The 26,241-nt window shown below is 65.2% G+C and carries 24 protein-coding genes; 7 read left to right on the top strand and 17 right to left on the bottom strand.

What is annotated here, in order from left to right:
- Nucleotides 1-101: 101 nt before the first annotated feature.
- Nucleotides 102-896 carry an IclR family transcriptional regulator gene (locus H512_RS0110470; RefSeq protein ID WP_026783411.1) on the top strand — a complete coding sequence of 265 codons (795 nt, stop codon included), beginning with the start codon at nucleotides 102-104 and terminating at the stop codon, nucleotides 894-896.
- Between the two features lie 20 nt (nucleotides 897-916).
- On the opposite strand, the gene H512_RS27615 is transcribed toward H512_RS0110470, so the two are convergent.
- The 3 genes from H512_RS27615 to H512_RS0110455 form a co-directional block, all read right to left on the bottom strand.
- Entirely contained in the window at nucleotides 917-1,351 is a 435-nt protein-coding gene (locus tag H512_RS27615; RefSeq protein WP_036791140.1) for a helix-turn-helix transcriptional regulator, read from the bottom strand.
- A gap of 116 nt (nucleotides 1,352-1,467) precedes the next feature.
- Nucleotides 1,468-2,424, bottom strand: a complete 957-nt coding sequence (locus tag H512_RS0110460; protein WP_026783410.1) for a phosphoribosylaminoimidazolesuccinocarboxamide synthase — start codon at nucleotides 2,422-2,424, stop codon at nucleotides 1,468-1,470.
- Nucleotides 2,425-2,560: 136 nt separating this feature from the next.
- Nucleotides 2,561-3,148 (bottom strand): DUF2585 family protein, encoded by a 588-nt coding sequence (locus H512_RS0110455; protein WP_036791137.1) that lies wholly within the window; start codon nucleotides 3,146-3,148, stop codon nucleotides 2,561-2,563.
- 293 nt (nucleotides 3,149-3,441) lie between these two features.
- Here H512_RS0110455 and H512_RS0110450 point away from each other — a divergent pair, with 293 nt between their 5' ends.
- From H512_RS0110450 to H512_RS0110440, 3 genes are all read left to right on the top strand, one after another.
- The gene (locus H512_RS0110450; RefSeq protein ID WP_026783408.1) at nucleotides 3,442-5,400 is read left to right on the top strand and encodes a methyl-accepting chemotaxis protein; all 1,959 of its coding nucleotides are present in this window, start codon (nucleotides 3,442-3,444) and stop codon (nucleotides 5,398-5,400) included.
- 148 nt (nucleotides 5,401-5,548) lie between these two features.
- A complete protein-coding gene (locus H512_RS0110445) occupies nucleotides 5,549-6,073 on the top strand; it encodes a GNAT family N-acetyltransferase (protein ID WP_026783407.1) in 525 nt (174 codons plus the stop codon).
- A gap of 316 nt (nucleotides 6,074-6,389) precedes the next feature.
- Nucleotides 6,390-6,911, top strand: a complete 522-nt coding sequence (locus H512_RS0110440; protein WP_026783406.1) for a 2'-5' RNA ligase family protein — start codon at nucleotides 6,390-6,392, stop codon at nucleotides 6,909-6,911.
- Nucleotides 6,912-6,927: 16 nt separating this feature from the next.
- On the opposite strand, the gene H512_RS0110435 is transcribed toward H512_RS0110440, so the two are convergent.
- The 12 genes from H512_RS0110435 to H512_RS26950 form a co-directional block, all read right to left on the bottom strand.
- Complete coding sequence (locus H512_RS0110435; RefSeq protein ID WP_026783405.1) at nucleotides 6,928-7,461, bottom strand: chloramphenicol phosphotransferase CPT family protein; 534 nt, start codon at nucleotides 7,459-7,461, stop codon at nucleotides 6,928-6,930.
- A 68-nt stretch (nucleotides 7,462-7,529) separates the two neighbouring features.
- A complete protein-coding gene (locus H512_RS0110430; RefSeq protein ID WP_026783404.1) occupies nucleotides 7,530-8,333 on the bottom strand; it encodes a carbon-nitrogen hydrolase family protein in 804 nt (267 codons plus the stop codon).
- A gap of 51 nt (nucleotides 8,334-8,384) precedes the next feature.
- A complete protein-coding gene (gene ygiD / locus H512_RS0110425) occupies nucleotides 8,385-9,197 on the bottom strand; it encodes a 4,5-DOPA-extradiol-dioxygenase (protein ID WP_036791134.1) in 813 nt (270 codons plus the stop codon).
- Between the two features lie 212 nt (nucleotides 9,198-9,409).
- Nucleotides 9,410-10,435: a LacI family DNA-binding transcriptional regulator gene (locus tag H512_RS0110420; protein ID WP_026783402.1), complete on the bottom strand. Its 1,026-nt coding sequence runs from the start codon at nucleotides 10,433-10,435 to the stop codon at nucleotides 9,410-9,412.
- Between the two features lie 497 nt (nucleotides 10,436-10,932).
- Nucleotides 10,933-11,859 carry a GTPase Era gene (gene era / locus H512_RS0110415; protein ID WP_026783401.1) on the bottom strand — a complete coding sequence of 309 codons (927 nt, stop codon included), beginning with the start codon at nucleotides 11,857-11,859 and terminating at the stop codon, nucleotides 10,933-10,935.
- A gap of 36 nt (nucleotides 11,860-11,895) precedes the next feature.
- The gene (locus H512_RS0110410) at nucleotides 11,896-12,963 is read right to left on the bottom strand and encodes an acyltransferase (protein ID WP_026783400.1); all 1,068 of its coding nucleotides are present in this window, start codon (nucleotides 12,961-12,963) and stop codon (nucleotides 11,896-11,898) included.
- Nucleotides 12,964-13,072: 109 nt separating this feature from the next.
- Nucleotides 13,073-13,768 carry a ribonuclease III gene (rnc, locus tag H512_RS0110405; protein ID WP_026783399.1) on the bottom strand — a complete coding sequence of 232 codons (696 nt, stop codon included), beginning with the start codon at nucleotides 13,766-13,768 and terminating at the stop codon, nucleotides 13,073-13,075.
- A gap of 3 nt (nucleotides 13,769-13,771) precedes the next feature.
- On the bottom strand, nucleotides 13,772-14,527 hold the full coding sequence (gene lepB / locus H512_RS0110400) for a signal peptidase I (RefSeq protein WP_026783398.1): 756 nt from the start codon (nucleotides 14,525-14,527) through the stop codon (nucleotides 13,772-13,774).
- A 149-nt stretch (nucleotides 14,528-14,676) separates the two neighbouring features.
- On the bottom strand, nucleotides 14,677-15,096 hold the full coding sequence (gene acpS / locus H512_RS0110395) for a holo-ACP synthase (protein ID WP_026783397.1): 420 nt from the start codon (nucleotides 15,094-15,096) through the stop codon (nucleotides 14,677-14,679).
- Nucleotides 15,097-15,101: 5 nt separating this feature from the next.
- Complete coding sequence (locus H512_RS0110390; protein WP_026783396.1) at nucleotides 15,102-17,312, bottom strand: RelA/SpoT family protein; 2,211 nt, start codon at nucleotides 17,310-17,312, stop codon at nucleotides 15,102-15,104.
- Nucleotides 17,313-17,525: 213 nt separating this feature from the next.
- Nucleotides 17,526-17,909, bottom strand: coding sequence for a DNA-directed RNA polymerase subunit omega (gene rpoZ / locus H512_RS0110385; protein ID WP_026783395.1), 384 nt, complete (start codon nucleotides 17,907-17,909; stop codon nucleotides 17,526-17,528).
- Between the two features lie 15 nt (nucleotides 17,910-17,924).
- The gene (locus H512_RS26950) at nucleotides 17,925-18,371 is read right to left on the bottom strand and encodes a hypothetical protein (RefSeq protein ID WP_156899450.1); all 447 of its coding nucleotides are present in this window, start codon (nucleotides 18,369-18,371) and stop codon (nucleotides 17,925-17,927) included.
- Nucleotides 18,372-18,436: 65 nt separating this feature from the next.
- Here H512_RS26950 and H512_RS0110380 point away from each other — a divergent pair, with 65 nt between their 5' ends.
- Nucleotides 18,437-19,015 carry a LabA-like NYN domain-containing protein gene (locus tag H512_RS0110380; protein ID WP_026783394.1) on the top strand — a complete coding sequence of 193 codons (579 nt, stop codon included), beginning with the start codon at nucleotides 18,437-18,439 and terminating at the stop codon, nucleotides 19,013-19,015.
- Between the two features lie 1,315 nt (nucleotides 19,016-20,330).
- Nucleotides 20,331-21,023 carry a uracil-DNA glycosylase gene (locus H512_RS23485; RefSeq protein ID WP_036791131.1) on the top strand — a complete coding sequence of 231 codons (693 nt, stop codon included), beginning with the start codon at nucleotides 20,331-20,333 and terminating at the stop codon, nucleotides 21,021-21,023.
- 128 nt (nucleotides 21,024-21,151) lie between these two features.
- Here H512_RS23485 and dnaE read toward each other — a convergent pair whose 3' ends face one another.
- Both dnaE and H512_RS26945 read right to left on the bottom strand, forming a co-directional pair.
- The gene (gene dnaE, locus H512_RS0110370) at nucleotides 21,152-24,604 is read right to left on the bottom strand and encodes a DNA polymerase III subunit alpha (protein ID WP_026783393.1); all 3,453 of its coding nucleotides are present in this window, start codon (nucleotides 24,602-24,604) and stop codon (nucleotides 21,152-21,154) included.
- Nucleotides 24,605-24,748: 144 nt separating this feature from the next.
- Nucleotides 24,749-25,051, bottom strand: coding sequence for a hypothetical protein (locus tag H512_RS26945; protein WP_156899449.1), 303 nt, complete (start codon nucleotides 25,049-25,051; stop codon nucleotides 24,749-24,751).
- A gap of 190 nt (nucleotides 25,052-25,241) precedes the next feature.
- Here H512_RS26945 and xth point away from each other — a divergent pair, with 190 nt between their 5' ends.
- Entirely contained in the window at nucleotides 25,242-26,024 is a 783-nt protein-coding gene (gene xth, locus H512_RS0110360; RefSeq protein WP_026783392.1) for an exodeoxyribonuclease III, read from the top strand.
- Nucleotides 26,025-26,241: the final 217 nt, after the last annotated feature.

Genomic DNA, 26,241 nt, shown 5'->3' with positions numbered 1-26,241 from the left:
GACAAATGCGGATTTTTATACATATCCACGTGTCGCCACGGATGGCCGGATTCGCCGCACGTCGTAAAGCTTGCAACGGACGACAACTCAAGAGGACGGGCATGGTCCGCGAGCATGAAAAAGGGGTTTCCGCCTCGCGTCGGGCGGTCGCCGTTCCCTCGCTGCGCAAGGCGACGCTGATTCTCGATCTGGTAGGAAGGCGCGGCAAGCTCCCTTTTTCGGCCATCCAAAGAACCCTCGACCTGCCGAAGAGTACAACCCACCAGCTCTTGAAGGCGCTGACGGACGTCGGCGCCTTGCAGGTGCAAAGCGACGGCGGCTTCATCCTCGGTTCCAAAGTCTGCGAGCTTGGCGCCCTCGGCTCGCAGCAGCGCGTCATCGACCGCGTTTCCCTCGGGCCGCTCGACCTTCTGGCCGGTCAATCGTGCCTGCCCTGTGAAATCACCACCTTCGAAGGGCGGCATGCCGTGGTGCTGGCCAGTGCCAGCCCCCAGGGCGGCGCCCGCAGCACCGGCGGCGACGGCCGGCGATGGCCGTTGCACCGGACGGCCGCCGGCAAGGCGCTGATGGCCTTCCTGGACGAGGCGGAGCGGCAGCGGCTGATCGCCGATCTCGATTGGGCGACGCGGGCGACGCCTCAATCCATCGCCTCGATGGATGCTCTCAACCGGGAGCTGGAGCTGGTGCGCCAGCGCGGCTGGGCGTTCGACGACCGGGAAATCCTCGAGGATACCGCCTGCATCGCGGCGCCGATATTCGATGGTCGCAACCGGGTGGTCGCCGCGGTCGCCTCCATCGGCAAGGCCGAACAGATCACCCCGGATCGCCACGACGGCCTGTCGGCGCTGGTGCGCGGCGCCGCCGAAGCGGTGACGCAGGCGATCCGCAACGCCTGACGGCGGGTCTTGGAAGCGTGTCAGCCGCGCTCGGCGATGCGGGCGCGCACCCAGGCGTGGATTTCCGTGTCGACGAAAGCGATGCGGCTTTCGCCGAGCCGCACGGGCTTGGGGAAGGTGCCGGCCGCCATCATTCGCTTGATCGACGACACCGAGAGCGTGGTCATGGCCGAGGCCTGCTTCATGGACAGCAGCGTCGGCGCCGGCGTGGTCGCCGGCTTGGCCCGGCGGGATGGAGCGGCGGCTGCCGGCTCCGCCTCCGGCGACGCCGGTGGTGCGGCGAAGGCGGCCTCGGTGGTGGCCTGAAGGGCGTGGACGGGATTGGCGGGGTCCTGCGTCCGAGGCGGGGCATCGGGCTTGCGCAGCACCGACGTCAGCCGCTCCAGCTGGTCGAGCGCCTTCCTCAATCCCGGATTGTCATCGAACGGCGCTGCCTCGCCGGCGATCTGCCCCATGATGCTGCCCCAGCCCCAACGCTCGGCCGGCGAAGAGCCGGACCTGCCTGACTTTTCGCAGCATAACCCGCAAGTGGTTCACAGGATGTTTCCGAGCCGGCAAACCACACGCTTGGCTAGCGCTTGAAATAGGACTCGAGGTTGGCCCGTACCCGGTCGAGCGGCGTCGCCCCCGTCAGGTCGGGCACGAAAGCCTGGCCGGTGATCGCCTCGTAGGCCGAGATGTAGACCCTGGAGGTCTCGGCGATCAGGCTTTCGGGGATGACCGGGATGGGATCCTTGTAGGGATCGCAGCGCTCGCCCACCCAGGCGCGGATGAAATCCTTGTCGAAGCTCCGCGGCCGGCGGCCGGCGGCGAAATCCTCGTCATAGGCGGCGGCGATCCAGTAGCGGCTCGAATCGGGAGTGTGGATCTCGTCGGCCAGTACGATGTTGCCCTCCCTGTCGCGGCCGAACTCGTATTTGGTGTCGGCGAGGATCAGGCCGTGCTCGGCGGCAAGATGGGTGCCGCGCGCATAAAGCCGCAACGCATAGTCGGAGACGGTGGCCCATTCTTCTTCGGTCAGCAGCTTCTTGGCGAGGATATCGTCGCCGCTCAGCGGCTCGTCGTGACCGCCGTCGAAAGCCTTGCTGGTCGGCGTCAGGATGGGCCTGGGCAGTTTCTCGTTGTCGAACAGGCCCTCGGGCAGCGTCAGGCCATACATGGTGCGCTCGCCGGCCCGGTATTTGGTCAGCACCGACGTGCTAGTGGTGCCGGCGAGATAGCCGCGCACGATCACCTCGACCGGCAGGATGTCGAGCCGGCGACCGATCACCACATTGGGGTCCGGATAGGCAAGGACGTGGTTGGGGCAGATGTCGGCGGTGGCGTCGAACCAGAAACGAGCCGTTTGGGTCAGCACCTGTCCCTTGAAGGGGATGGCCGCCAGCACCCGGTCGAAGGCGCTGAGACGGTCGGTGGCGATGATGACGCGGGTGCCGTCCGGCAGGTCGTAGTTCTCGCGGACCTTGCCCTTGTAGTAATTGGGCAGCTCGGGAATGAAGGCTTCGGAGAGAACGCGGTCGAGGGCCATCGGTGCCTCCTTGACGGGCGGGGCCGCGGCGCGGCGGCTGCTGGCTCCATAAAACATCGCGGCAGGAAGTGTAAGCCGAACTTGCGGCCGGCGGCTTTCTGATTCGATTCAAGACGGCGGGCAGGGCAAGGGGCCGTCACTCGACGGTCGGCGCGCCGTAGAGGCCGCCTTCGGCCTGCCAGGCGGAAATGGCCCTGCTGGGGGCGAGGAGCTGGACGACGTTGAGCGTCAGGTTGTCGCGGATCATCACGGCGGTGAACAGCTCGGCGGCGAGCGCCAGCGCCACGCTGGCCCGCACCGGCAGCCGGGAGGCCAGCCAGTAGCCGATCAGCATGGCCGTGGTGTCGCAGAGCGAGTTGAGGATGCTATCGCCGGAATAGCCTTCGGCGAGCGCCTGCTCCCGATAGCGTTCGATCACCAGCGGCGAGTTCTCGACAAGCTCCCAGCCAATCTCGATGCCGAGCGCCAGGGCGAGGGCGAGAAGCGGCCGGCCTCGCAGCAGCAGCCAGCCGAGCGCGTAGAACAGCAGGCCGTGGATGACGTGCGACGGCGTGTACCAGTCGGTGATCTGCTGCGAATTCTCCGGGCCGAGTACGGTACCGGCCCACAGCCGCACGCTGCCGCAGGCGCAGATGGCCGGCTGCCCCATCAAATGCAGCACCACTGCCTGTAGGACCAGTGCGCCGACGAGCAACAGGCCGATCGGCTTCCAGTTCACCGCCATGCTGATCTCCAGGTTCCAGACTGGCCGACGGGCGCACGAACGGCTTTGGGAAAAGCTCAGGTCGTCGTACCGTAACCCGGTTATCTACCTAAGGGCTTTACGGTATGGTTGCAAGCATTCGTTGAGCGAAAGCGAAATGTTGAGTGATGCACATATAAATACCTGATAAACAATCTGAATTGATTGATAAATAGCAATGAGAATTTGTCGCGTGGGTAGCATTTTATATAGAGAAATTTAACAGTGACCCTCGTCAATATGATCATATTAGATTCTGCTAATGGGGGTCCATCTTGCGTCTGCGGTCGATTCTGGCGCTCGGTCTTTCGAGCGCCGCCATTCTGTGCGCGGCCCTTTGCATCTATGCGAGCTGGTGGATTGCCGGTTCGATCACCAGCCGCAATCTGACCGACCGGCTGGCCGCCGAGCAGGATCGCATCAGGGGTGCCATTTCGATGGAAATTGCCGCCAGTCGGACGCTGGCGGAGTTCACGGCCGGCCTCGGCTCCGTCCGGCATCTGTTCGCCGCGCGGGACAGGGCAGGGCTGCTGGCCGAGTTGCAGGATGCTTACAAGGCCATCCAGCCGGAGGGCGTCGACCAGTTCCATTTCCACGAACCATCGGCGACATCCTTTCTGCGGTTGCACAAGCCTGAGAAATTCGGCGACGACCTGACGCAGATCCGTCCGCTGGTCGTCGAGGCCAACAGGTCCGGCAAGACGGTGGCCGGCATCGAATCCGGCGTGGCGGGCGTCGGCATTCGCGGCGTGGTGCCGGTGCGGGGCGAGGGCGGCCCGGTGGGGACGGTCGAATTCGGCTTCGGTTTCGACCAGAAGTTCATCGACAGGCTGGCGGGCACCGGCGGCAGCTTCGTTGCCGTCTATCTCGGGGCAGAGAGCCCCGAGCCGGCGGCAACCAGTTTTCCGGCCGGCTTCTCGGCTTCGGCCGACGACCTGAAGGCGGCTCTCGGAGCGAATGCCGTCGTTAACCGTCAGGAGGTTGGCGACGGGACGCTGGAGGTGTCCTACGCGGCGCTGAAGGACGCCAGCGGCAAGGCGATCGGCGTCGTGGCGGTCGGCATCGACCGCGCCGGGATCGACGATCTCCAGTCCTCCATCATCCTGCGCTTCGCGCTGGTTTGCGGAGTGGTCATCCTGCTGTCCGTGGTGGCCTGCGCCTTCTTCCTCGACCGGATGATCGCCAGGCCCCTGGTGTCGATCGCCGGCTGCCTCAGCAGCCTCGTGCGCGGCGAGGAGTGCGTCGACGTCGAGCGTGCCTCGGTGATTTCCGAGATCGACGCCATCGAGAAGTCCGTCGCCGCATTCCGGCAGTCGACCAAGGAGCGCTTGCGGCTTGAGGACGTCAACGTCGAGGAGGTGGAGGCCCGCCGGGAACTGGGTCGACGCGTCGACGCGGCGGTCGCCAATTTCCGCGACATCGCCAACAGGGTGCTCGGCATCGTCGACGAGACGTCGGCCCATCTGCGCCTGACGGCCGAGGGCATGGCCGACACGGCGAGCAGCGCCTCGTCGCAGGCCCAATCGGCCGCCGAGGCATCGCACGGCACGCTCGGCAACATCGAGGCCGTGGCGGCGTCCTCCGAGGAGTTGACGGCGTCGATCGGCGATATCTCGCGCCAGGTGCAGGAGACCAATGGCATCGTCATGGAAACCGGCCGGATGACCGAGGAATCGGCGCGGGAAATCGACGCCCTCGACGCGGCCAGCCAGAAGATCGGCAACGTCATCGGCCTGATCAAGGGCATCGCCGACCAGACCAACCTCCTGGCGCTCAACGCGACGATCGAGGCGGCGCGGGCCGGCGACGCCGGCAAGGGCTTCGCCGTGGTGGCCAGCGAGGTGAAGCAACTGGCCAGCCAGACCGCCAAGGCGACCGAGGAGATTTCCAGCGAAATCTCGGCCATCCAGTCGTCCACCAGGCAGGCGGTCCATTCCATCCGCGGCGTCGCGGCGGCCATGGAGCAGGTTCTCGCCGCCACCAACTCGATTTCCTCGGCCGTGCGGCAGCAGTCAGCGGCAACGCAGGAGATCTCCCGCACCACGCAGACGGTGGCGTCCGGCACCAGCCAGCTTGCCAGCAGCGTTTCCAGCGCCACGCAGGCCATCGACATGACGCGCTCGTCGGCGGGCGACGTGCTGACCGCATCCTCGGCCCTGCACGACGAGGCCAAGCGGCTGCGCGAGGAGATCGACGTGTTCCTCGACGTGCTGAGGGACGGTACGGCCGGCTGACCGGCGGACACGTTTGCAGACTGGGTTGGAACGCGCTTCCGAGTGGATCGGGGGCGCGTTTCGTCTTTCCAGGACAGGCCAGCTTGCTGTTGCTACTCTCAAGAAAACAGTATAATCTATTGAAATAATTGTTTTTTCGAGATCAAAAATGGCTGGGGATGGCGTCGTCATACGTCCGATGTCGATCGAAGACGCGGAAGGCTTCAACCGGGTGGTTGGCGTGGTGGCGCGCGAGCGCCGCTATCTGCGGGTCGTCGACGCGTTTCCGATGAACGCCAGCCTCGCGTTCCTGCGTAACGGTCTGGCGGCCGGCAATGTGCATCTGGCGGCGGTCCTCGGCGACGAGGTCGTCGGCTGGTGCGACATCTGCCGGCACGACCTGGAGACCGAGGCGCACGCCGGCGTGCTGGGCATCGGATTGCTGCCGGATTATCGCGGCCGGGGTCTCGGCAAGGCGCTGCTCGATGCAGCCATCGCCGCCGCCGATCAACGCCATTTCCGGCGCATCGAACTCACGGTGTTCGCCGACAATCTCCGGGCCATGGCGCTTTACGAGAAGACCGGCTTCGTCCGCGAGGGCGTGATGCGCGCGGCCCGATATCTCGGCCCGGACGACTATCGCGACGTCGTGCTGATGGCGCGCCTCGATCCGAGGATCGTCGCGGCGCAGTGATCGGAAGACCGCTTCGGCGAGCACCGGCTTTACGGTGGCCGGGAGACCATCTCCGGCTTCCTTGTCTGAGCCAATGCCGAACTATCCGAGGGAACGCCGAATTCCCGACATTCCCCCCAATGCCTTTAGGTTCCATAATATCTATTATGCGAATGGGTGATGTGGCTGGCCGTAGGCGGGCCGGTTTGGAATGCGGCGGTCTCGCCTCTTGATGCGCTGGTCATTCTCGTCGGCCGCTTTCGGCCTGAAGAGGACAGTTTACCCAGATCGCCAGATGGCGATAAGTTTAGATGGCCATGGATGATCGGTCCAACAGATGCCTTATGCGATCAGTGTGAAAAGCGCCGGCGTTACGGCCGCCAACATCGTCAGGATGTGGGATGAGGCGAGCGTCTTCGAGCCTGTCGGCTCGATGCGGGAATTGAACTACCCGCCGCATCTGACGCTTGCGGTCTTTCCGGAATATCCGGGAGAGTTTGGAGCGATCATAGCCGAGGTATTCTCGTCGCAGGATTCATTGCGGGTAACTTTCGAGGGCGTCAGATATTTCGACAACGATCTGCTGGTGCTGTGGGCAAAGCCCTGCTCCAACGAGGCCTTGCTGAACCTCCACGCGACGTTGCATAGCCATATCGATCCGCTTGCCTGCGATGAGCACTATCGCGTCGGACGATGGGTTCCCCATTGCTCGCTTGCGACGAGAGTTCCGCAGTCGGCGAAGTCCGCCGCAATCAAGTGGGCGGAAAGCAAGACGCTCGATTTTTCCGTCGTCTTCGATCTCGTGGACTTTGTCGAGTTTCCACCTGTCGTGGTTCATCGCGAATTGCGGTTACGATAAGTCGCTCGCCGGGGTCTCACGCGGTGAAGCTCGACGATCGAGAGCCGCTTCGCCAGGCTGCGAGCACCCTGTCGACATTGGCGTCGACCCCATTGATGGTGTCGATATCAAGGTCGTAGGTCTTTCCGAGATGGATCGTCTCGTAGTCCTGCCTGGCGCTGCCGGGCGGCCTGTCTCCCCTCGCCACCTCCCGCGCGAGGAGAACTTCAAGCGGGCAATGAACGCCGACAAACAGCACGTCGTGGTCCGCCAACAGTCGGCGCAGCGTGTCCAGCCAGCCGCTCGTGTCGAGAATATGCTCCAGGATCAGATTGTTCCCCGCATCGGCATAGGCCTTCAGCGATCGGTGAAAGCCGTCGAAGAAGGCCGCCCTAGCGTCCGACCAGCGGAACTCGCCCTTGCGAAAGCGGCTCATCGGCAGGACGCCGGAGTCCCTGAGATGATCGATGGAAATATGCCAGAACGGCTTCTCGATACGCGCCTGGAGCGCCCGCGCGATCGTGGACTTTCCGCTGCTCGATGCTCCATGCAGGAAAATGATCTGCGCCATGCGAACCCCGCCGCCGCGGTTGTCGTGAAGCGGCCCGAGTCTTTACAACGCCCCCTGTCGGCCGTCCATCAGCGGTCGGCGGGCATCGGCGCCCGGCGGAACCATTCGCTCTCCTGCAAGCGCCGCAGCGCCGCGAGATCGATGTCGCCGAAGACGAGGCCGGGCGCCGCATCGCCCATCGCCACGATGCGGCCGAGGGGATCGACGATCGCCGAATGGCCGTCGTCCTTCGGCGCCGGATAGTTGGCGACCGCCATCGCCATGACAGTCTCGAAGGCCATGGCGCGCAGGCCGCAGAGCCGCACGTCGCCGATATCGGGATCGTCGTGCAGCGGGCAACTGTTGGGAATGAGCACCACCTCGGCGCCCTGCTGGACGAGATCGGCGGCCACATCCGGGTATTCGCGGTCCATGCAGATCATCAGGCCGATGGCCACCTCGCCCGCCGCGGTCCGAAGACGGGCCACCGCCGAGCGCTCTCCGGCGGCGCAGGCTTCCTCCGGCGGGCCGAAGAAGCAGATATGGCGCTTGCGCTGGTGCAGGACGATGTCGCCGGCAGCATCGATCAGCAGCGCCGCGTTGAACGGCTTCGGTGCGGCGCGCTCGAGCAGCGTCGCGACCACGGCTATGCCATGCCGGCGGGCGGCATCGCGAAAGCGCCCGACGAAGGCGTCGTCAAGCGGTTCGGCAGCCGCGACCCAGGCGGCGCGGGCAGCCGGGTCGGCCGGATCGAAGCCGGCGTAGCCGTTGGAGAACATTTCGGGGAAAACGATGACGTCGGCGCCCTCGCCGGCCGCCCGGCCGACCAAGGCATCGATGTCGGCACCGGCCATGATCTGAGCCAGCGCGATGCGCAGTCGATTGGCAGTCATGGCCTTCTCCGCTGACAAGCGACCCAGTTTCGGCCGCCAGCGGCGTTGGCGTCAAGCCAGCATGAAGGATCGCATGGAGATCGAACCGAGGTCGATGCCTTCGTTGAAGAAGCTCAGTTCGTCGGCCTTGTCGGCGACGGCCAGCGGATAGAGCGCCGGGAAGAAATGCTCCAGCGACGGGTGCGACAACCGGGCGATGCGGCCAAGCTTCGGCGCCTCGACGACGGCCCGGTAGTCGCCCTTGCCGATCGCCTCGGCCATGCGGGCATCGAACTCCTCGGCCCAGTCGTAGGCCGGGCCGCCGCCCCAGGCGATGGTCCGGAGGTTGTGCACGAGGTTGCCCGAGCCGATGATCATCACGCCGCGCTCGCGCAGCGCCTTCAGCTCCTGAGCCAGCGCGAAATGCTCCTCCGGCGAGCAGCTGAGGTCGATCGACAGCTGGTAAACGGGGATGTCGGCCTTCGGGAACATCTGGATCAGCACAGACCAGGCGCCATGATCGAGGCCCCAGCGCTCGTCCGGCTCGATGTGGTGGTTCTTGACCAGATCGATGGTTGCCTCGGCATAGCCGGGGGCGCCCGGCGCCGGATAGCGCTGGGCGAACAACTCGTCGGGGAAGCCGCCGAAATCGTGGATGGTGACCGGGTGCTCCTTGACGTGTACCAGCGTGACGCCGCGCGTCATCCAGTGGGCGGAGACGACGAGGATCGCCTTCGGCACCGGCAGGCGGGCACCCAGCTCGCGCCAGGTTCGGCTGTAAGGCGTGTCCTCGATGGCATTCATCGGGCTGCCGTGGCCGACGAACAGCGCCGGCATGCGCGGGCTGACGGGAAGATCGGCAAAGGGGTGACCGAGCGCGGCCATGATCGAACCATCCTTTCGGGAACCCCGCCCTCGCAGGGGTCCAGGCGCGGCCGCGTCAGGGCGGCCAGTTTCGATCAGGATTTAAGCGTACGGCCTGCGTGGAACAAGTCGGCGTCCGGTCGTCATTACGTTCGATAAAAGTGAACGATCGGTGCGAAAGCAATTCCAGCAAAAGTGGGCACCGGTTTTGCGCCCGGAATTGCGTCCAGCATCTAGGCGACCTGCCGGCAGGACTGGCGGGCCACCAGCGGACAGGGCACCAGCGTCTGCGGCGTCACCACGCCTCCGGTTTCGCGGTTGAGCCGGGCAAGCTGCTCGACGGCGATGCGACCGATCTCGAAATAGGGCAGCGCCACCGAGGTCAGCATCGGCCTCAGGGTGCGGGTGATCACCGTCATGTCGTCGAAGCCCATCACCGAGAGGTCGTCCGGCACCGACAGGCCGAGCGTCGCGGCGGCGGCGTAGACCTGCACGGCGATCTGGTCGTTGCCGCAGATGATGGCGGTGGGGCGGTCGGGACGGCGCAACAGGCCGAGCGTCGCATCATAGGCGACGAGGTCCTCGCCCCCGTCCGGCCGGCCGATGAAGCCCGGCACGTCGAGCGAGGTGTCGTAGGAAATGCCGCCCTCGGCAAAGGCCGTGCGATAGCCGGCGCCGCGCAGCACCGTGGCGCGCAGCACCGGGCTCAGCGACACGATGCCGATGCGCCGGTGGCCCAGCTCGATCAGATGGCGGGCCTGCGTATAGCCGCCGCCCTCGTCGTCGGGCACCACGGAGGGATGGCTGCGGCGCGCCGAATAGCAGTTGGCGAGCACGATGCCACGCTCGAAATCCGGCGTGCCGATGTCCACCGGGCGATGGAACATGGTGGCGTAGACGACACCGGCGACCTTGTGGGCGCGGAACACCTGCCAGTACTCCTGCTCCTGCTCGGGATCGCCGTCGGTGCTGGCGATCAGCATGGTGCGCGCCTGCTCCCTGAGCGCCGCCTGCGTGCCGCGCACGATGTCCACCGAGTAGGGCGTGGTCGCCACCACGTCGGTCATCAGGCCGACGACGGAGGAATGCGACATGCGCATCATGCGGGCCGCGTGGTCGGGCACGTAGTGCATGCGCTTGATGATCGCCGCCACAGCCTCGCGCGTCCCGGTGTTGACGGCCGGATCGTCGTTGACGACGCGCGATACGGTCTTCGGCGACACCCCCGCCTCGCGGGCGACATCCTTCAACGTGACCAATCACCCCTCCCCGGCCGATTGCCTGACATCGCTGTCACGTGCAGCAGAAAATCAGGTTGTGACAGCGATGTCAAGAATGAATTTCAGCCGGCAGAACCATATCCGGCCATGCGGATGGGCCGGATTCGGGGCGTTCTGTCCACATGGACAGGATATCGGGCTGATTTCCGGCCACTCAGGACAAGAGAGGGGACAGAGGCGGACGGCAGCCGGAGGAGAAGCGGATGACATCAGCGGTGGGAAAACCGCCAGGGCAAAGCGTTCTGCCGGCACCTGGGAGCGAAGGCGGCAGCGCCGGGCTTTCCGGCCGGCAGAGGGCCGATATCCGCTTCCCGGCGACCCGTCCGAGGCCAGCCTTCCCACGTGAATACGACGGCTATATATTTATTTTATAAATGGAATACGCGCCAAGCGCCGCCGAGGCCCACTACCCCGGACCGGAGATGGCGCCCATCTTGCCGCAGAGGATGGAGGCGCCCGCGGGCACTCCCCTTCCCTCACCGTCTCGGGAAGTTCAGTCCCATTTCGCGGTAGCGTTCGGGATCGTCGGCCCAGTTCTCGCGCACCTTGACGTAGACGAAGAGGTGCACCGGCCGCTCCAGAATGTCGATCAGTTCCTTGCGAGCGGCCATGGAGATGGCCTTGACGGTCTCGCCGCCCTTGCCCAGCACGATCTTCTTCTGGCTTTCGCGCTCGACGAAGATGGTCTGCTCGATGCGGGCCGAACCATCCTTCTGATCCTTCCACTGGTCGGTCTCGACGGTGGAGGAATAGGGCAACTCGTCGTGCAGGCGCAGGAACACCTTCTCGCGGGTGATCTCGGCGGCCAGCATGCGCATCGGCAGGTCGGAGATCTGGTCTTCCGGATAGAGCCACGGCCCCTCGGGCACGCGCGCCGCCAGATGGGCGAGCAGGTCGTCGGTGCCGGAGCCGTTCAGCGCCGACACCATGAACGTCGCCTCGAAGCCGACGCGGGCGTTGAGGTCGGCGGCGAGCGCCAGCAGGCTGTCACGCTTCACGGTGTCAATCTTGTTGAGGATCATTACCTTGGGGTGCCGCAGCTCGCCGAGCTTGTCGACCACCTGCGTCACCTCCTCGGCAAGACCGCGCTTGGCGTCGATCAGCAGGCCGACGATGTCGGCATCGGCGGCACCCGACCAGGCGGTGTCGACCATGGCGCGATCAAGCCGCCGCTTCGGCGCAAAGATGCCGGGCGTGTCGACAAACACCACCTGCGACGAACCGTGCATGGCGATGCCGCGCATGATGGCGCGCGTCGTCTGCACCTTGTGGCTGACGATCGACACCTTGGCCCCGACCAGACGGTTGAGCAGCGTCGACTTGCCGGCGTTGGGGGCGCCGATCAGCGCGACGAAGCCGGCGCGGGTGGGCGCGTCAGCGGCGGGAGCGGGGGCGTCGGTCATCGCGTCTCTCTCTCCGTAGGAGGATTCCTGCGTGGACTAGAGCTTTGTGGCCGATGTGTCCAGTCCGTCGGCTGCCATCGCCTCCGGCCCGGCGATCGGCGCGGTTTCTCCCGCGCCTCTCGTGCGGAGCGGATGCTCCCGAGATCCTGGCCAGCCGAGGCGGGCAAGGAGCGGCTGGCACGCCAGCGACACGATCAGGCTGCCGGCGGCGACGCCGAGGATCAGCATCAGCGGTCTTTGTGCCAGCGGCGTCCGCATCGCCCCGGCCATCAGCAGCGCGTGGACGAGATAGGCGCCGAAGCTGGCCTTGCCGAGGGCGGCCAGAACGGCGCTGTGTCCCTTCCACCGCAGGGCGAGAAGAGTGACGGACAGCGCGAATCCGGCCGTTGCGAAGCCGAAGTCGTGCCCCAGCGGGAAGCGCCCCGTCAGCAGCCCTTCCGCCACCTGCAAACCGGCGAATGCCGTGGCGGAGAGAGCGAGGACGGACACGCTTGTCCGGCTCGCCCAGCCGTCCTTCAGAACGACGCCCATCATCAGGAAGAACGGAGAAAACAGCAGGCCGTTCCTGAACAGGATATGCGGGGTGCTGCCTCCGAAAAGCCAGGAGCCGTAGGCGCCGACCAGAATGCCGACGACCAGCAGCGATGCCGTGGCGCGCAGGGCGAACGCCCTGCCCCGGCGATGAAAGAGCGCCACGATCACCGCGCCCATCACCAGCGCCGGTAGGAACCACAGATGATAGCCGGCTCCCCCGGTGAGCAGCCATGTCGGCGAGGGCAGATCGCCTTTCAGCTTGGGATCGAGGAAGCCGCAATAGGCGGCAAGGTTGTAGACGATCAGCCAGAACAGGAAGGCCGGCCCCACCCGGTCGATCAGCCTCTTCGTCAGAGGCCCGGCATCAAGGCTTTTCCAGTGGTAGCTCGACAGCAGGAAGAAGCACGGCACGGCAAAGCGTGAGAGTTCGTCCGCGACGAATCCGGTCAGCGGGACATGATCGAAGCTGCCGGCGGCGTTGGCGTGCAGCACGACGATCGCCAGGAAGCACAGCACGCGAAGGGCGTCCTCGCCGCCTTGCCGTTCCGACCTGATGACCGCCCTATCCATCGAAACATTATGGAAATGTCCGGTTACGAACGGCTTACCGGGGCGGCGGGAATTGCGTCCTTCCCGCTGCCGGACGCGGCGGCACGCTGGCCGCCCGCCGGGTTGGGCGTTATCCCGCCTTTTTCTCCAGCGCCTCGGCGGCGGCAGCCTGCTCGGCGTCGCGCTTCGACTTGCCCTGCCCTTCGCCGACCGTCTCGCCGTCGATGGTGACGACGACGCGGAACACCGGCGCGTGGTCGGGGCCGGAGCGCTCGACGATCGTATAGACCGGAAGCCCCTGCCCGCGGCCCTGCGCCCATTCCTGGAGCAGCGTCTTGGGGTCGCGCAGGGAGCCGGTCAGCTTCTCCATGCGCGGCTTCCAGTTGCCGAGAACGAAGTCCCTGGCCGCCTCGAAGCCGCCGTCGAGGTAGATGGCGGCGATCACCGCCTCGGCCACGTCGCCGAGAATCGCCTCCTTGCGGCGGCCGCCGGACTGGCGCTCGCCGGCGCCGAGCCGCACCACCGAGCCGAGATCGAGTTCGGCCGCCACCTCGGCGCAGGTCTCGCGGCGGACGAGCTGGTTGAGGCGGCGGGCGAGATCGCCCTCCTCCTCGCGCGGGTAGGCGGCAAACAGCATCTCGGCCACCACCAGCGCCAGCACGCGGTCGCCGAGGAATTCATGCCGCTGGTAGCTCTCGTGCGCCACCTGGTCGCCGGGCACGGCGCTCCGGTGGGTAAGCGCGCGCAGGAGGCCGGCGCGATCTTTGAAACGGTAGCGGAGACGCCCTTCGAGCGCCTCCAGAACCTGTGCCTGATGGGTGTTCATGGATCAGTTCAGCATGGTGAACATGCGGTCGACGCGCACCGTCCACGGCCAGGTCCAGAACATCCAGGGCTTGGCGCTCTCGTCGATGGAGAAGAAGATGACCTGCGCCTTGCCGACCAGATGGTCGAACGGCACGTAGCCGACGCCGGAGCCGTCGATGCGGCTGTCGGCGGAATTGTCGCGGTTGTCGCCCATCATGAAATAGTGGCCCGGCGGGACTTCGAACTCGCGGGTATCGTCGCCGGCCGTGGTGCCCATGTCGAGCGTGTCGTAGGAGACGCCGTTCGGCAGCGTCTCGCGCCAGATCTTGGCGGTGATGTCGCGGCCGAAGGCGTCCTTCTCGACGAAGTCGCCGGTGTATTCGTGCTTCACCGGCTCGCCGTTGAGATAGAGCACGCCGCCCTTCATCTGGACGCGGTCACCCGGCAGGCCGATGACGCGCTTGATGTAGTCGGTGGAGTGGTCGGCCGGCAGCTTGAACACCACGATATCGCCGGCCTTGGGGGCGCTCGCCCAGATACGGCCGTCGAAGGGACCGAGGCCGAAGGGGAAGGAGTACTTGCTGTAGCCGTAGGAGTATTTCGACACGAACAGGTAGTCGCCGACCAGCAGCGTGTGCATCATCGAACCCGAGGGGATCGAAAACGGCTGGAACAGGAAGGTGCGCACGACAAGCGCCAGCAGCAGCGCCTCGACGATGACCTTGATCGTCTCCCACATACCGTCCTTCGATTCCGCCTTCTGTTTGGTTGCCGACATTTGGCCGCCCTTCCATCGGAGTGGTATCCGATCACCTCGTTCGCCGGCGCCGAAGCGGCCGGCCTGCGGCGGCCCGGATCTCGGCGCCTTTTATCGGAGCGGCACCGGCGGCGCAACGAAAAGCGGAAAAGCGAGCCGAATTGTGGCGATCACGCCGTCGTGCCCGGCCAGTCGGGCGGCCAGGCCGAGATCACCACGAACGCCTGGGCCAGCGGATAGTCGTCGGTGATGGTGACATCGATGCGCGGCTTGAGGCCCGCCGGCGTCAAGGCCGCGAGGCGCGCCGCCGCCGAGCCTTCCAGCCGCATGGTCGGCTGGCCGGTCGGCAGGTTGACGACGCCCATCTCGCGCCAGTTGACGCCCATGCGGATGCCGGTGCCGAGTGCCTTGGAGCAAGCCTCCTTGGCGGCGAAGCGCTTGGCGTAGGACGCGGCGCGGTTGTGCCGCCGGTCCGAACGCTGGCGCTCGACCTCGGTGAACACCCTTCGGACGAAGCGCTCGCCGAAGCGCTCCAGCGTCTTCTCGACGCGGCGGATGTCGATGAGGTCGGAACCGATGCCGATGATCATGCCGTTTATCCGTTGACGCGCTCGACCTTGCCGACGTTGGGCAGCACCCTGAGTTCGTTCAGGATCTGCGTCAGGTGCTTGAGGTCCCAGACCTCCAGGTCGACGACGATCTCGTGGAAGTCGGGCGTGCGGCGAGCCATGCCGATATTGTCGATGTTGCCGTCGCTGTCGGAGATCGCCTTGGCGATGCGGGCAAGCGAACCCGGCTCGTTGAACGACTGGATGGAGATGCGGGCCGGAAAGCGGATCGGATCCTCGCTGTCGATGTCCCAGCGCACGTCGAGCCAGCGGTCGGGCGAGTCCTCGAAGGCGACGAGGGCCGGCGACTGGATCGGATAGATGGTGATGCCGACCTCCGGCTCGACGATGCCGACGATGCGGTCGCCCGGCACGGCACCGCCGTCCGGCGCGAAGCGCACCGGCAGGTCGGCGGCGACAGTGCGGATCGGCAGGCCGTGGGCGCGGATCGAATCGGAATCGCCGTGGAACTTGATGCCGGCCTGGGCGGAGAAGGAGAACCAGCCGCCTTCCTGGCGCGTCGCCGCCGTCTGGCGGGCCGCCCGCTCCTCGCGATAGTCGGGGAAGCAAGCCTTCAGCACGTCGGCCGACGGCACCTCGGCGCGGCCGACGGCGGCCAGGAGATCGGGTACCGTCGGCTGCGACAGCCGTGGCAGCGCCTGCTCCAGCAACTGGTCGGTCAGTTCGCGGCCCTCGCGGGTGAATACCGTTTCCAGTACCTGCCGGCCGAGCGCGGCGAACTGCTTGCGCGTCGCCGCGCGCGTGGCGCGACGGATGGCGGCGCGCGCCTTGCCGGTGACGGCGATGGTCTCCCAGGTGGGCGGCGGCACCTGCGCCTTGGAGCGGATGATTTCCACCTCGTCGCCGTTCTTCAACTCGGTGACCAGCGGCGTGATGCGGCCGTTGATCTTGCAGCCGACGCAGGTGTTGCCGATGTTGGTGTGGACGGCGTAGGCGAAGTCGATCGGCGTGGCGCCGCGCGGTAGGGCGATCAACAGGCCCTTGGGCGTGAAGCAGAACACCTGGTCCTGGAACAGTTCCAGCTTGGTGTTTTCCAGGAACTCCTCGGGGCTGGCGCCTTCCGACAGCGCCTCGACGGTCTGGCGCAGCCAGGCATAGGCGGCCGTGTCGTCGGCGAGTTGCGGCAGGTGGCCGCTCTCGCTGATCTTGTCCTTGTAGAGGGCGTGGGCGGCGATGCCGTATTCGTTGACCTGCTGCATGTCGTGGGTGCGGAATTGCAGCTCGACGCGCTGGCGATGTGGGCCGACCACCGTGGTATGCAGCGACTTGTAGCCGTTGGGCTTGGGCGTCGAGATATAGTCCTTGAAGCGGCCCGGCACGGTGCGCCAGAGCTGATGCACGACGCCGAGCGCCCGGTAGCAGGTGTCGACATCGTCGACCAGCACGCGGAAGCCGTAGATGTCGGAGAGCTGCTCGAAACCGAGCTGCTTGTCGATCATCTTGCGGAAGATCGAATAGGGCTGCTTGCGGCGCCCCTTGACGACGGCGACGATGCCGCGCGCCTCCAGATTCTCGCGAAGCTCCTTCTCGATGTCGGCGATCAGGTCCTTCTGCAGGGCCTCCATTTCGTCGAGACGAGCCTTGATGGCGCTGAAGGCGTCGGGGTGCAGCGTCTTGAAGGCGATGTCCTCCAGCTCCTCGCGCATGTCCTGCATGCCCATGCGGCCGGCCAGCGGCGCATAGATCTCCATCGTCTCCTCGGCGATGCGGCCGCGCTTGCCTTCGGGCGCGAAATGCAGAGTCCGCATGTTGTGCAGGCGGTCGGCGAGCTTGACCAGCAGGACGCGCAGGTCCTCGGCGATGGCGAGCAGCAGCTTGCGGAGATTCTCCGCCTGGGCGGTCCGCTTGGAGACGAGGTCGAGCTTCTGGAGCTTGGTCAGCCCCTCGACGAGCTGGCCGATCTCGACGCCGAACAGCTGGTCGATCTCCTGCCGCGTCGCGTCGGTATCCTCGATGGTGTCGTGCAGGAGCGCGATGACGATGGTGGCGTCGTCGACCTTGAGGTCGGTGAGGATGGCGGCAACTTCCAGCGGATGCGAGAAATAGGGGTCGCCGGAGTCGCGCTTCTGCGTGCCGTGCTTCTGCATGGCATAGACGTAGGCGCGATTGAGCAGTCCCTCGTCGCAATTGGGATTGTAGCGCTGCACCCGCTCGACGAGTTCGTACTGCCGCATCATTTGGGAACGATCACTCCGCTGCCCGGACGCCGAATCCCATGGTCCGCGCCGGTATCGGAAATCAAGCTAACGCAACAATAAGCTGGAATGTAGCGCATTCACGCCGAAGGCTGCCGAAATCGAATCCGTGCTTTTCGTTTCGTTGCGGACAAACGAAAACGGGCGGACCTGAACCGATCCGCCCGTCTGCCGATCCGCGAATTCGCGAATGGATCAGATTTCCTCGACCTTCTCGGGGGGAACCATGCTCTCGAGACCGCGCAGCAGGTCCTCCTCGGACATCTGGTCGAAGACGATCTCGTCGTCCTCGCCACCCTCGCCGGGGCCGCCGATCAGGCCGGCCACCGGCTCCTGCTCGGGCTCATCCACCTCGACGTACTTCTGCAGCGAATGGATCAGGTCTTCCTTGAGGTCCTGCGGCGAAATCGACGATTCCGCCACCTCGCGCAGCGCGACGACCGGATTCTTGTCGTTGTCCCGGTCGACCGTCAGCGGCGAGCCGGAAGAAATCATGCGGGCGCGATGGCTGGCCAGCAGGACCAGTTCGAAGCGGTTGTCCACCTTGTCGATGCAGTCCTCGACCGTGACGCGTGCCATAGTCCAACTCCAGCTTCAGAAACAAATTTCGCCTGCGCGAACGGCATCCCGTCCGGCAAGCGCCCTGAGAGTGCGAATTTCGCCGTCGGTGTCGCCGCCCCGCGCGCGAATGCGCAAGGCGGAACCGCCGAACTCACGACCTAAATAGGCGGAGGACGACCGGAAAGCAAGCGGAGATGCAAAGGATGATTTGGCGAGTTTCGCGCACAGGCGCCCCGGCCAAACATCAACAACGTGTGATGTTAGCAGCGTCTGAGGAAAGTCCCCGTGAGGATTGCCTGCGCCATTGGTCGCATAGTCGGCCATTTCTGCCATTTTCCGTGGGAATCCATGAAATGAAATGATTTTAACTTGGTTGGGGCGCCGAAACTTGCTAACAGGCAGACTACTGGGGAAAAAACGTTGGCGGCGTAAATGATACGCGCCGCCTGTCGTCGGGCGGAAGGATTCCACCGCCTGCATGGGCGACAGTTTATCTGAACAAAGAACATCAAACGATCGCCGGTTGTGAGGTCAGAAAAGTCGTAATGTTTGACGAACGCGAAAAAATCGCCCTCTTCATCGACGGTGCAAATCTTTACGCGACTGCCAAGGCTCTTGGATTTGATATTGATTATCGTAGGTTGCTAAAGGAATTCAGCGCCAAGGGGTATCTCCTGAGAGCGTTGTATTACACTGCACTCGCTGAAGATCAGGAATACTCCTCCATTCGTCCGTTGATCGATTGGCTCGATTACAACGGTTACAAGGTCGTGACCAAGCCGACCAAGGAGTTCTTCGATTCCACCGGCCGCCGCAAGGTGAAGGGATCGATGGACATCGAATTGGCCGTCGATGCCATGGAGCTGGCCGAACACGTCGACCACATCGTTCTGTTTTCGGGCGATGGCGACTTCCGCTCGCTGGTCGAAGCCATCCAGCGCAAGGGCCGCAAGGTTTCGGTTGTCTCGACGTTGCAGACCCAGCCGGCGATGGTGGCCGACGAACTGCGCCGTCAGGCCGATCACTTCATCGACCTCGCCAATCTTGCTTCCCGCATCAGCCGCGATCCCGCCGAGCGACCGCCGCGCGCCACCGACCGGGCGAGTTCCGTCGACGAGGTCTGACGACAGCATGGCGCGCATCGACTTCACCTGATGTTGTCGGGCGCTGGACGTATGCTTGTTGCGATACGAACCGCCGGAAGACGGTTCGGTGTTTTCTGGTCTCTGGAAAGAACCGAATCCGTTCGGATGCGCGTTTAGCGGCGCCTTGTCGCTTCCGGTCGTTTGCCGGGCGTAGCGCATGCTGACTCGGCTTCGAAGACAGGGACGGCTGAAATCCGCTGCCACGCCGCACGAGACACGCTTTCAACGCGGCAGAAGACAAAGGCGCCAGGGAGGCGCCACGATCTCTGCCCCCGGCCGACCGGCATCGTCCTCGCTGAAGCCGGAAGCGCCGACTTGCGGTGCAAGGCATCGAAAACGACTGATGATCATCCGCTTACCGATTTCCCATGTCGCTGAAGCAAGTGAGAGATCGCTGATGGGCTCAGTGAGTGGGTGGGTCAGCCTCTCCACGAATTGATATGAAATCCCGCGCGGCTGGCTTCGTCAGGATTGGAGAGCCAATATGCGGGTCTCTGCCGATCGCGACATGGATAGCCCTCTTGCACGCAAGAGCTGAAGCGCTCTCATTCCGTCACGCAATAGTGCCGATCGGGCGCACCAGACAATCGATCATTCCGAACACGCCAGGAATTGATACTGCGTATTTGTGATCGGTCTTGGCGCCGCGCTGTTCATTGCGATCAAACCGCGACTGCCGCCCGCGCTTTTTCCGGCATCTTCCCGAAACGGATCCGCAGTTCCCGCCCGGAGTTGCCCATCTGCCTGACACCGTCGATCGCCGGATATCTCAACGGGAAAAGCAATCGACATCAACCTGAGTGCTTCTCTGGGCCTCTTTTTCGATGCTTGCGATTTTCGGAGTTCCGCTTCCCTCGATGTGGTCATCGGCGGCCGGCCGTTCGCCAGTTCTTGCCGCTCCACCGCGCCCGGCACTCCACGCCCGTCTCTCACGCCACGATCTTTGGTCCTCTGCCTCGACACAGGGTAAAATTAGTATGTATGCCTCATATATGGATACCCCCATCGCGCTGCATGTGAAGGTCCATCGACGAATGGGAACGACCGAGAGCGATCATCCCTCCGGCAAACCAACAGGGCAGATTCTTGGGATTCGTCGGATGCCCGGACAGCCCGCCAAACCATCTTCGGAGCCCAAGACGGCAAGATCGCCGTCCATCAGCCGGAACCAGCCCCCGATTGCGGCTGTTGGTCCTGGCCTGCCGCCGTCCGCATCGAGCCGAAATTTTCCGGCGAACGCCCGCCGAGGCAGGCTAAACCAGCGGCCCACGGATTCGAGCGCAAGGAGATTCGCATGCGAGGCCACGGGACGCTTGCCGCCCATGCCGGGCAACCGGTCGAACCCGACCGGAACTGCGGGCTCTGCCCTCGCCTCTCGGCTTTTCGCGAGGTGCAGCGTGCCGCCCACCCAGACTGGTTCAACGCGCCGGTGCCGACCTTCGGCAAGCCGGATGCGCGGCTGCTGATCGTCGGGCTTGCCCCTGGCCTCCGGGGCGCCAACCGCACCGGCCGGCCGTTCACCGGCGACTATGCCGGCGACCTGCTCTATGACACCATGATCGACTACGGTTTCGCCCGCGGCACCTATCGCGCCGATCCCGCCGACGGCCTCGAACTGGTCGACGCCGCCATCACCAACGCCGTTCGCTGCGTGCCGCCGGAGAACAAGCCGACCAACGACGAGATCAACACCTGCCGGCGCTTCTTCGCCGCGACGCTCGCCGGCTTTTCCCGGCTCTCCGCCATCATCGCTCTCGGCAAGATCGCCCACGACCAGACGCTGAAGACGCTGGGGGTGCCGCTCGTCCGCCACAAGTTCGGCCATGGCGCCGTGCACGCGCTGGAGGGACTCCCCGGCGTTCGCCTCTACGACAGCTACCATTGCTCGCGCTACAACACCAACACCGGCGTGCTGACACCGGAAATGTTCCGTGCCGTGTTCGCTGCCGTCCGCCGCGACCTCTGGGCCGGCTCAGAGAGCCGCTGATCGGACCACGGCCCAGTGTCTGCGCGGACGGCCATCCAGGCCGGATCCCGGCGCTCCAATCACTCGCGACCCTCCCGCAGCCGCCCTGCCCGTTCGCAGGCGGCATCCTGCGCCGGAATCGATCGCGCCTAAGCCAGCTCGACGTCTACCACGCCGTCAACCGCCCTGAGCGCCCCCGCGAGTTGCGGCGACACCCGATAGCTGCCAGGCAGCTTCACTTCCACCTCGCCGCGCTTGCCGTCGCCGAGCACGATCAGCGACACGTCGCCCTCCCCGCCCGGCCTCAGCACGTCGCGTAGCGCCGCCAGAGGTTCGGCGCCGCGCAGGAACACGCGCAGCGCGTTCTGCAGCTTGCCGGCCGCCTGGTCGAGCGGTTCCACCGAATCGATACGCACCGAGATGCCTTCCGGCTTGTCCTCGGCGTTGACCAGCAGGATCACCGACTGGCCGGGTTCGAGCAGGCTGCGGAAATGCGCCAGCCCTTCGGAAAAGATCACTGCCTCGTACTGACCGGTCGGATCAGAAACGCCGATGATGCCCATCTTGTTGCCGGTGCGCGTCTTGCGCTCCTGCTTGCCGACGATGGTGCCGGCGAGACGGCCGGCCGCCGCTCCGCGCTTCACCGAGGCCGAAAACTGCGCCCAGGTCTGCACCCTGAGGCGGCCGAGCAGCGCCTCGTAGGCGTCGAGCGGGTGGGCGGAGAGGTAAAAGCCGATCGCCTGATGCTCGCGTTGCAGCTTTTCCTCGGGCAGCCAGTTGGCGATGTTGGGCAGGCGCACCGGCTCCGGTTCTCCGCCACCGCCGAACAGTTCGTTCTGGCCGCTCTCCTGCTGTTCGAGGCGATGGGCGGCGGCGGCCATCACCGACTCAAGCCCCTGGAACAGCCGGTTGCGGTTCGCCTCCAGGCAGTCGAAGGCGCCGGCGGCGGTCAGCGCCTCCAGGATGCGCTTGTTCATCGCCTTGGGATTGATGCGGCTGGCAAAATCGGCCATCGAGCGGAACGGTCTGTCGCCGCGCACCTCGACGATGTGTTCGACGGCCGCCTGACCGACGCCCTTCACGGCGGCGAGCGCGTAGAGGATGTGACCACCGTCGACCTCGAACACCACGTCGGAGCGGTTGACCGACGGCGGCTCCACCGGGATGCCCAGGCGGATCGCTTCGCGGCGGAAGTCGTTGAGCTTGTCGGTGTTGGTCAATTCCAGCGTCATCGACGCCGCCATGAACTCCACCGGATGGTTGGCCTTGAGATAGGCGGTCTGGTAGGCGACCAGCGCGTAGGCAGCGGCGTGGCTCTTGTTGAAACCGTAGTCGGCGAACTTGGCCAACAGGTCGAAGATGGTATCGGCCAGCGCCTTGCCGATGCCGCGCTCCACCGCGCCGTCGACGAAGCGGGCACGCTGCTTGTCCATCTCGGCCTTGATCTTCTTGCCCATGGCGCGACGCAGGAGGTCGGCCTCGCCGAGCGAGTAGCCCGACAGGATCTGGGCGATCTGCATCACCTGTTCCTGATAGACGATGATGCCATAGGTCTCCTTCAGCACCGGCTCGATCGACGGATGCAGGTAGTCGGGCTGCTCGTGGCCGAACTTGCGGGCGCCATAGACGGGAATGTTGGCCATCGGACCGGGCCGGTAGAGCGCGACGAGGGCGATGATGTCCTCGAAGCGGTCCGGCTTGATGTCGGAGATGGCCTTGCGCATGCCCATGCTTTCCAGCTGGAACACGCCGACCGTCTCACCGCGGGCCAGAAGCTCGTAGGTCTTGGGATCGTCGAGCGGCAGGGCGGACAGGTCGATCTTCACGCCCTTCCTCTCGATGAGGTCGACGGCGCGCCGGAGCACCGTCAGCGTCTTGAGGCCGAGGAAGTCGAACTTGATGAGGCCGGTGCTCTCCACCCATTTCATGTTGTACTGGGTGACCGGCATGTCCGACCGCGGATCGCGGTAGAGCGGCACGAGCTGGTCGAGCGGCCGGTCGCCGATGACGATGCCGGCGGCGTGCGTCGAGGCGTGGCGGTAGAGGCCCTCGAGCTTGATCGAGATGTCGATCAGCCGGTCGACCACCGGATCCTCGCGCGCCTCCTTGAGGCGGGGCTCGTCGACGAGCGCCTGCTCCAGCGTCACCGGATGGGCGGGGTTCTGCGGCACCAGCTTGCAGAGCTTGTCGACCTGGCCGTAGGACATCTGCAGCACGCGGCCGACGTCACGCAGCACGGCGCGGGCCTGTAGCGAGCCGAAGGTGATGATCTGCGCCACCTGGCCGCGGCCGTACTTGTCCTGGACGTAACGGATCACCTCCTCGCGCCGGTCCTGGCAGAAGTCGATGTCGAAGTCGGGCATCGACACGCGCTCTGGGTTGAGGAAGCGCTCGAACAGCAAGGCGAAGCGCAGGGGATCGAGGTCGGTGATGGTCAGCGAGAAGGCCACCAGCGAACCGGCGCCCGAGCCGCGACCCGGCCCGACGGGAATGCCGTGCGCCTTGGCCCACTTGATGAAGTCGGCGACGATCAGGAAGTAGCCGGGGAACTTCATGCGAGTGATGATGCCGAGTTCGAACTCCAGCCGCTTGTGATAGTCCTCGAGAGTGAGGCCGGGGGCAAGGCCGTGGGTTTCGATGCGGTGGGCAAGCCCCTCCCATGCCTGCCGCTCCAGTTCGCCCGCCTCGGCGGCCTCGGCGGCCGCCACGTCGTCGACATCGGCACCGGCGAAGCGCGGCAGCAGCGGCTTGCGCTTCGGTGCCCGCACCGAGCAGCGGCGGGCGATCTCGATGGTGTTGTCGAGCGCTTCCGGCAGGTCGGCGAACAGCGTCTGCATTTCGGCGCGCGACTTGAAATAATGCTCCTCGGTAAGCCGGCGGCGATCGTCCTCGGCCACCATCCGCCCCTCGGAAATGGCGATCAGCGCGTCGTGCGCCTCATAGTCGGCGCGCGTCGGGAAATAGCATTCGTTGGTGGCGACGAGCGGCAACCCGCGCGCATAGGCAAGCTCGACGATGTGCGGCTCGACCATCACCTCGTCAGGCGTGCCGTGACGCTGCAGTTCGACGTAGAGACGGTCTCCGAACAGGTCCTCCAGCCGCGTAAGGCGGCTCACGGCCTGCGGCATCAGGCCGGCGGCGATCGCCTTGTCGACCGGGCCGTTGGGGCCGCCGGTCAGCGCGATGACGCCGGCCGTCATTCCCTCGAAGCGAGCAATCGGCAGGCTGGCGCGGGCGCCCGGCTCCGATTCCAGGAAGGAGCGCGACATCAGCACGGTCAGGTTGGCGAAACCCTCCGGCGTTGCCGCCAGCAGCACGATGGACGGCAGTTCCTGCGGCAGACCACCGGGCCGGCGACGGTCGGTGCTGTCGTCGCCGAAGTCGACGGCCATTTCGCAACCGATGATCGGCTGCAGCCCCTTCTCGATGGCCTTCTCGGAGAACTCAAGGGCGCAGAACAGATTACCGGTGTCGGTGATGGCCAGCGCCGGCTGGTGATCGGCCACCGCGAGCTTCAGCGCCTTGACGAGCGGCAGAGCGCCCTCGAGGAGCGAATAGGCGCTGTGAACGCGCAGGTGAATGAAGCCGACGTCGCCGATCATCGTTCGAGGTCCCGGTTGGCGCCGTCCTGCCCCACCGGCAGGTTAGCGGCCATGACGCTATCTCATCCGGACGAGCGATCGGAGCATTTTCCAGGGCGGAACCGCCGGCTTGTGGAAAAGTTGACGCACATCCGCAGAAACGGCTCAGACCAAAAGGTCGGCCGAACTCAGGATCAGCACCAGCATGGTGCCGAACAGCACCAGGGCGCCGAGCGCCGCCACGTCGCGGACAATGGCGGCCGAGGCGATGGCCGAGGCCAGCCGCTCGCGCGGAGAAAGCGTGAAATCGCGCACCGTCGGCATCTCGTCCCGCAAAAACCCCGGCAGAACCCGGCCGAAATACGGCGGCGATCCCTCTTTGTTCTCAATGCATTGTGGTTGGTTGTAGCGAATGCCTAGCACGCACTCAATTTCCCCGATAGAGAGCTTGGCACTTATCACAGTCATCCCCGCCTCCATGTTCTGTGTTAGGACGCAGGATGTTCTAATTTTGTTCGTTCGTCAAGTGCGCTCTTAACCTAGATCAAAATGCAATAGTTCTTGAAATGTTCATGCGTGCATGACAAGGATTCCCGTAAGGGGACATGAGGGAATCGGCGGCCGTCGCGCCTTGTCCGGGGCGGCACAGGGAGTTTTCATGCGCATCGCCACTTGGAACATCAACGGCGTCCGGGCCCGCGTCGAGACGGCGTCTGCCTGGCTTGAGAAGAGCCGGCCCGACATCGTCTGCCTGCAGGAGATCAAGTGCATCGACGAGGCCTTTCCGCCCGAGCCTTTTGAACGGTTGGGCTACAACGTGGCACTGCACGGCCAGAAAGGCTTCAATGGCGTCGCCATCCTGTCGCTGCTGCCGCTCGACGAGGTACGGAACGGTCTGCCCGGTGACGACGGCGATCCCCAGGCGCGTTATATGGAGGCCGTGGTATCCGTACCGGCCGGCAGCCTGCGCGTTGCCTCGATCTATCTTCCCAACGGCAATCCCGCCGGCAGCGACAAGTATGCCTACAAGCTCGCCTGGATGGAGCGGCTTCGGCGGCACGCCGCCGGCCTGCTGAAGCTCGAGGAAGCCACCCTACTCTGCGGCGACTACAACGTCATCCCCGAGCCGCGCGATTGCCACGATCCCGCCGTCTGGGCCGGCGATGCGCTGTTCCTGCCGCAAAGCCGCGCGGCCTTCCGCTCGATCGTCAACCTCGGCTGGACGGATGCGCTGCGCGCCGTCGACGACCGGCCGGGCCGCTACACCTTCTGGGATTATCAGGCCGGCTCGCGGCAGCGGAACTGGGGCATCCGCATCGACCACGTGCTGGCCTCGCCGCAGGCCGCCGACCGGATTGCCGGGGTGAGCATCGAAGACGAGGTTCGCGACTGGGAAAAGCCGTCCGACCACGTGCCGGTGGTGGTGGAGGTGAGGATCTGAGATCGGCCTCGGGATGATCTTGGCTTCCGTCGGAGACGAACCGACCGCGAGCGGGCGGAGCGCCGGCAATCGCCACAGTTGGCCGGATGCCGACGATGCGCATCCAGCAGTCGTAACGTCCTTGGCGGGAGCGGGTATTCATGCCCCTCCGCCTCAACGGGACGGAGCATCCGGTGCGATGCTGGAGGGAGCAGGAGAGAGAAAGGCCAAACCGCGA

Source organism: Pleomorphomonas koreensis DSM 23070, assembly GCF_000425185.1.
In the GTDB taxonomy this organism is placed as follows: domain Bacteria; phylum Pseudomonadota; class Alphaproteobacteria; order Rhizobiales; family Pleomorphomonadaceae; genus Pleomorphomonas; species Pleomorphomonas koreensis.
The sequence above is the reverse complement of the archived record's forward strand: the minus strand, read 5'-3'. Positions and strand labels throughout refer to the sequence as shown.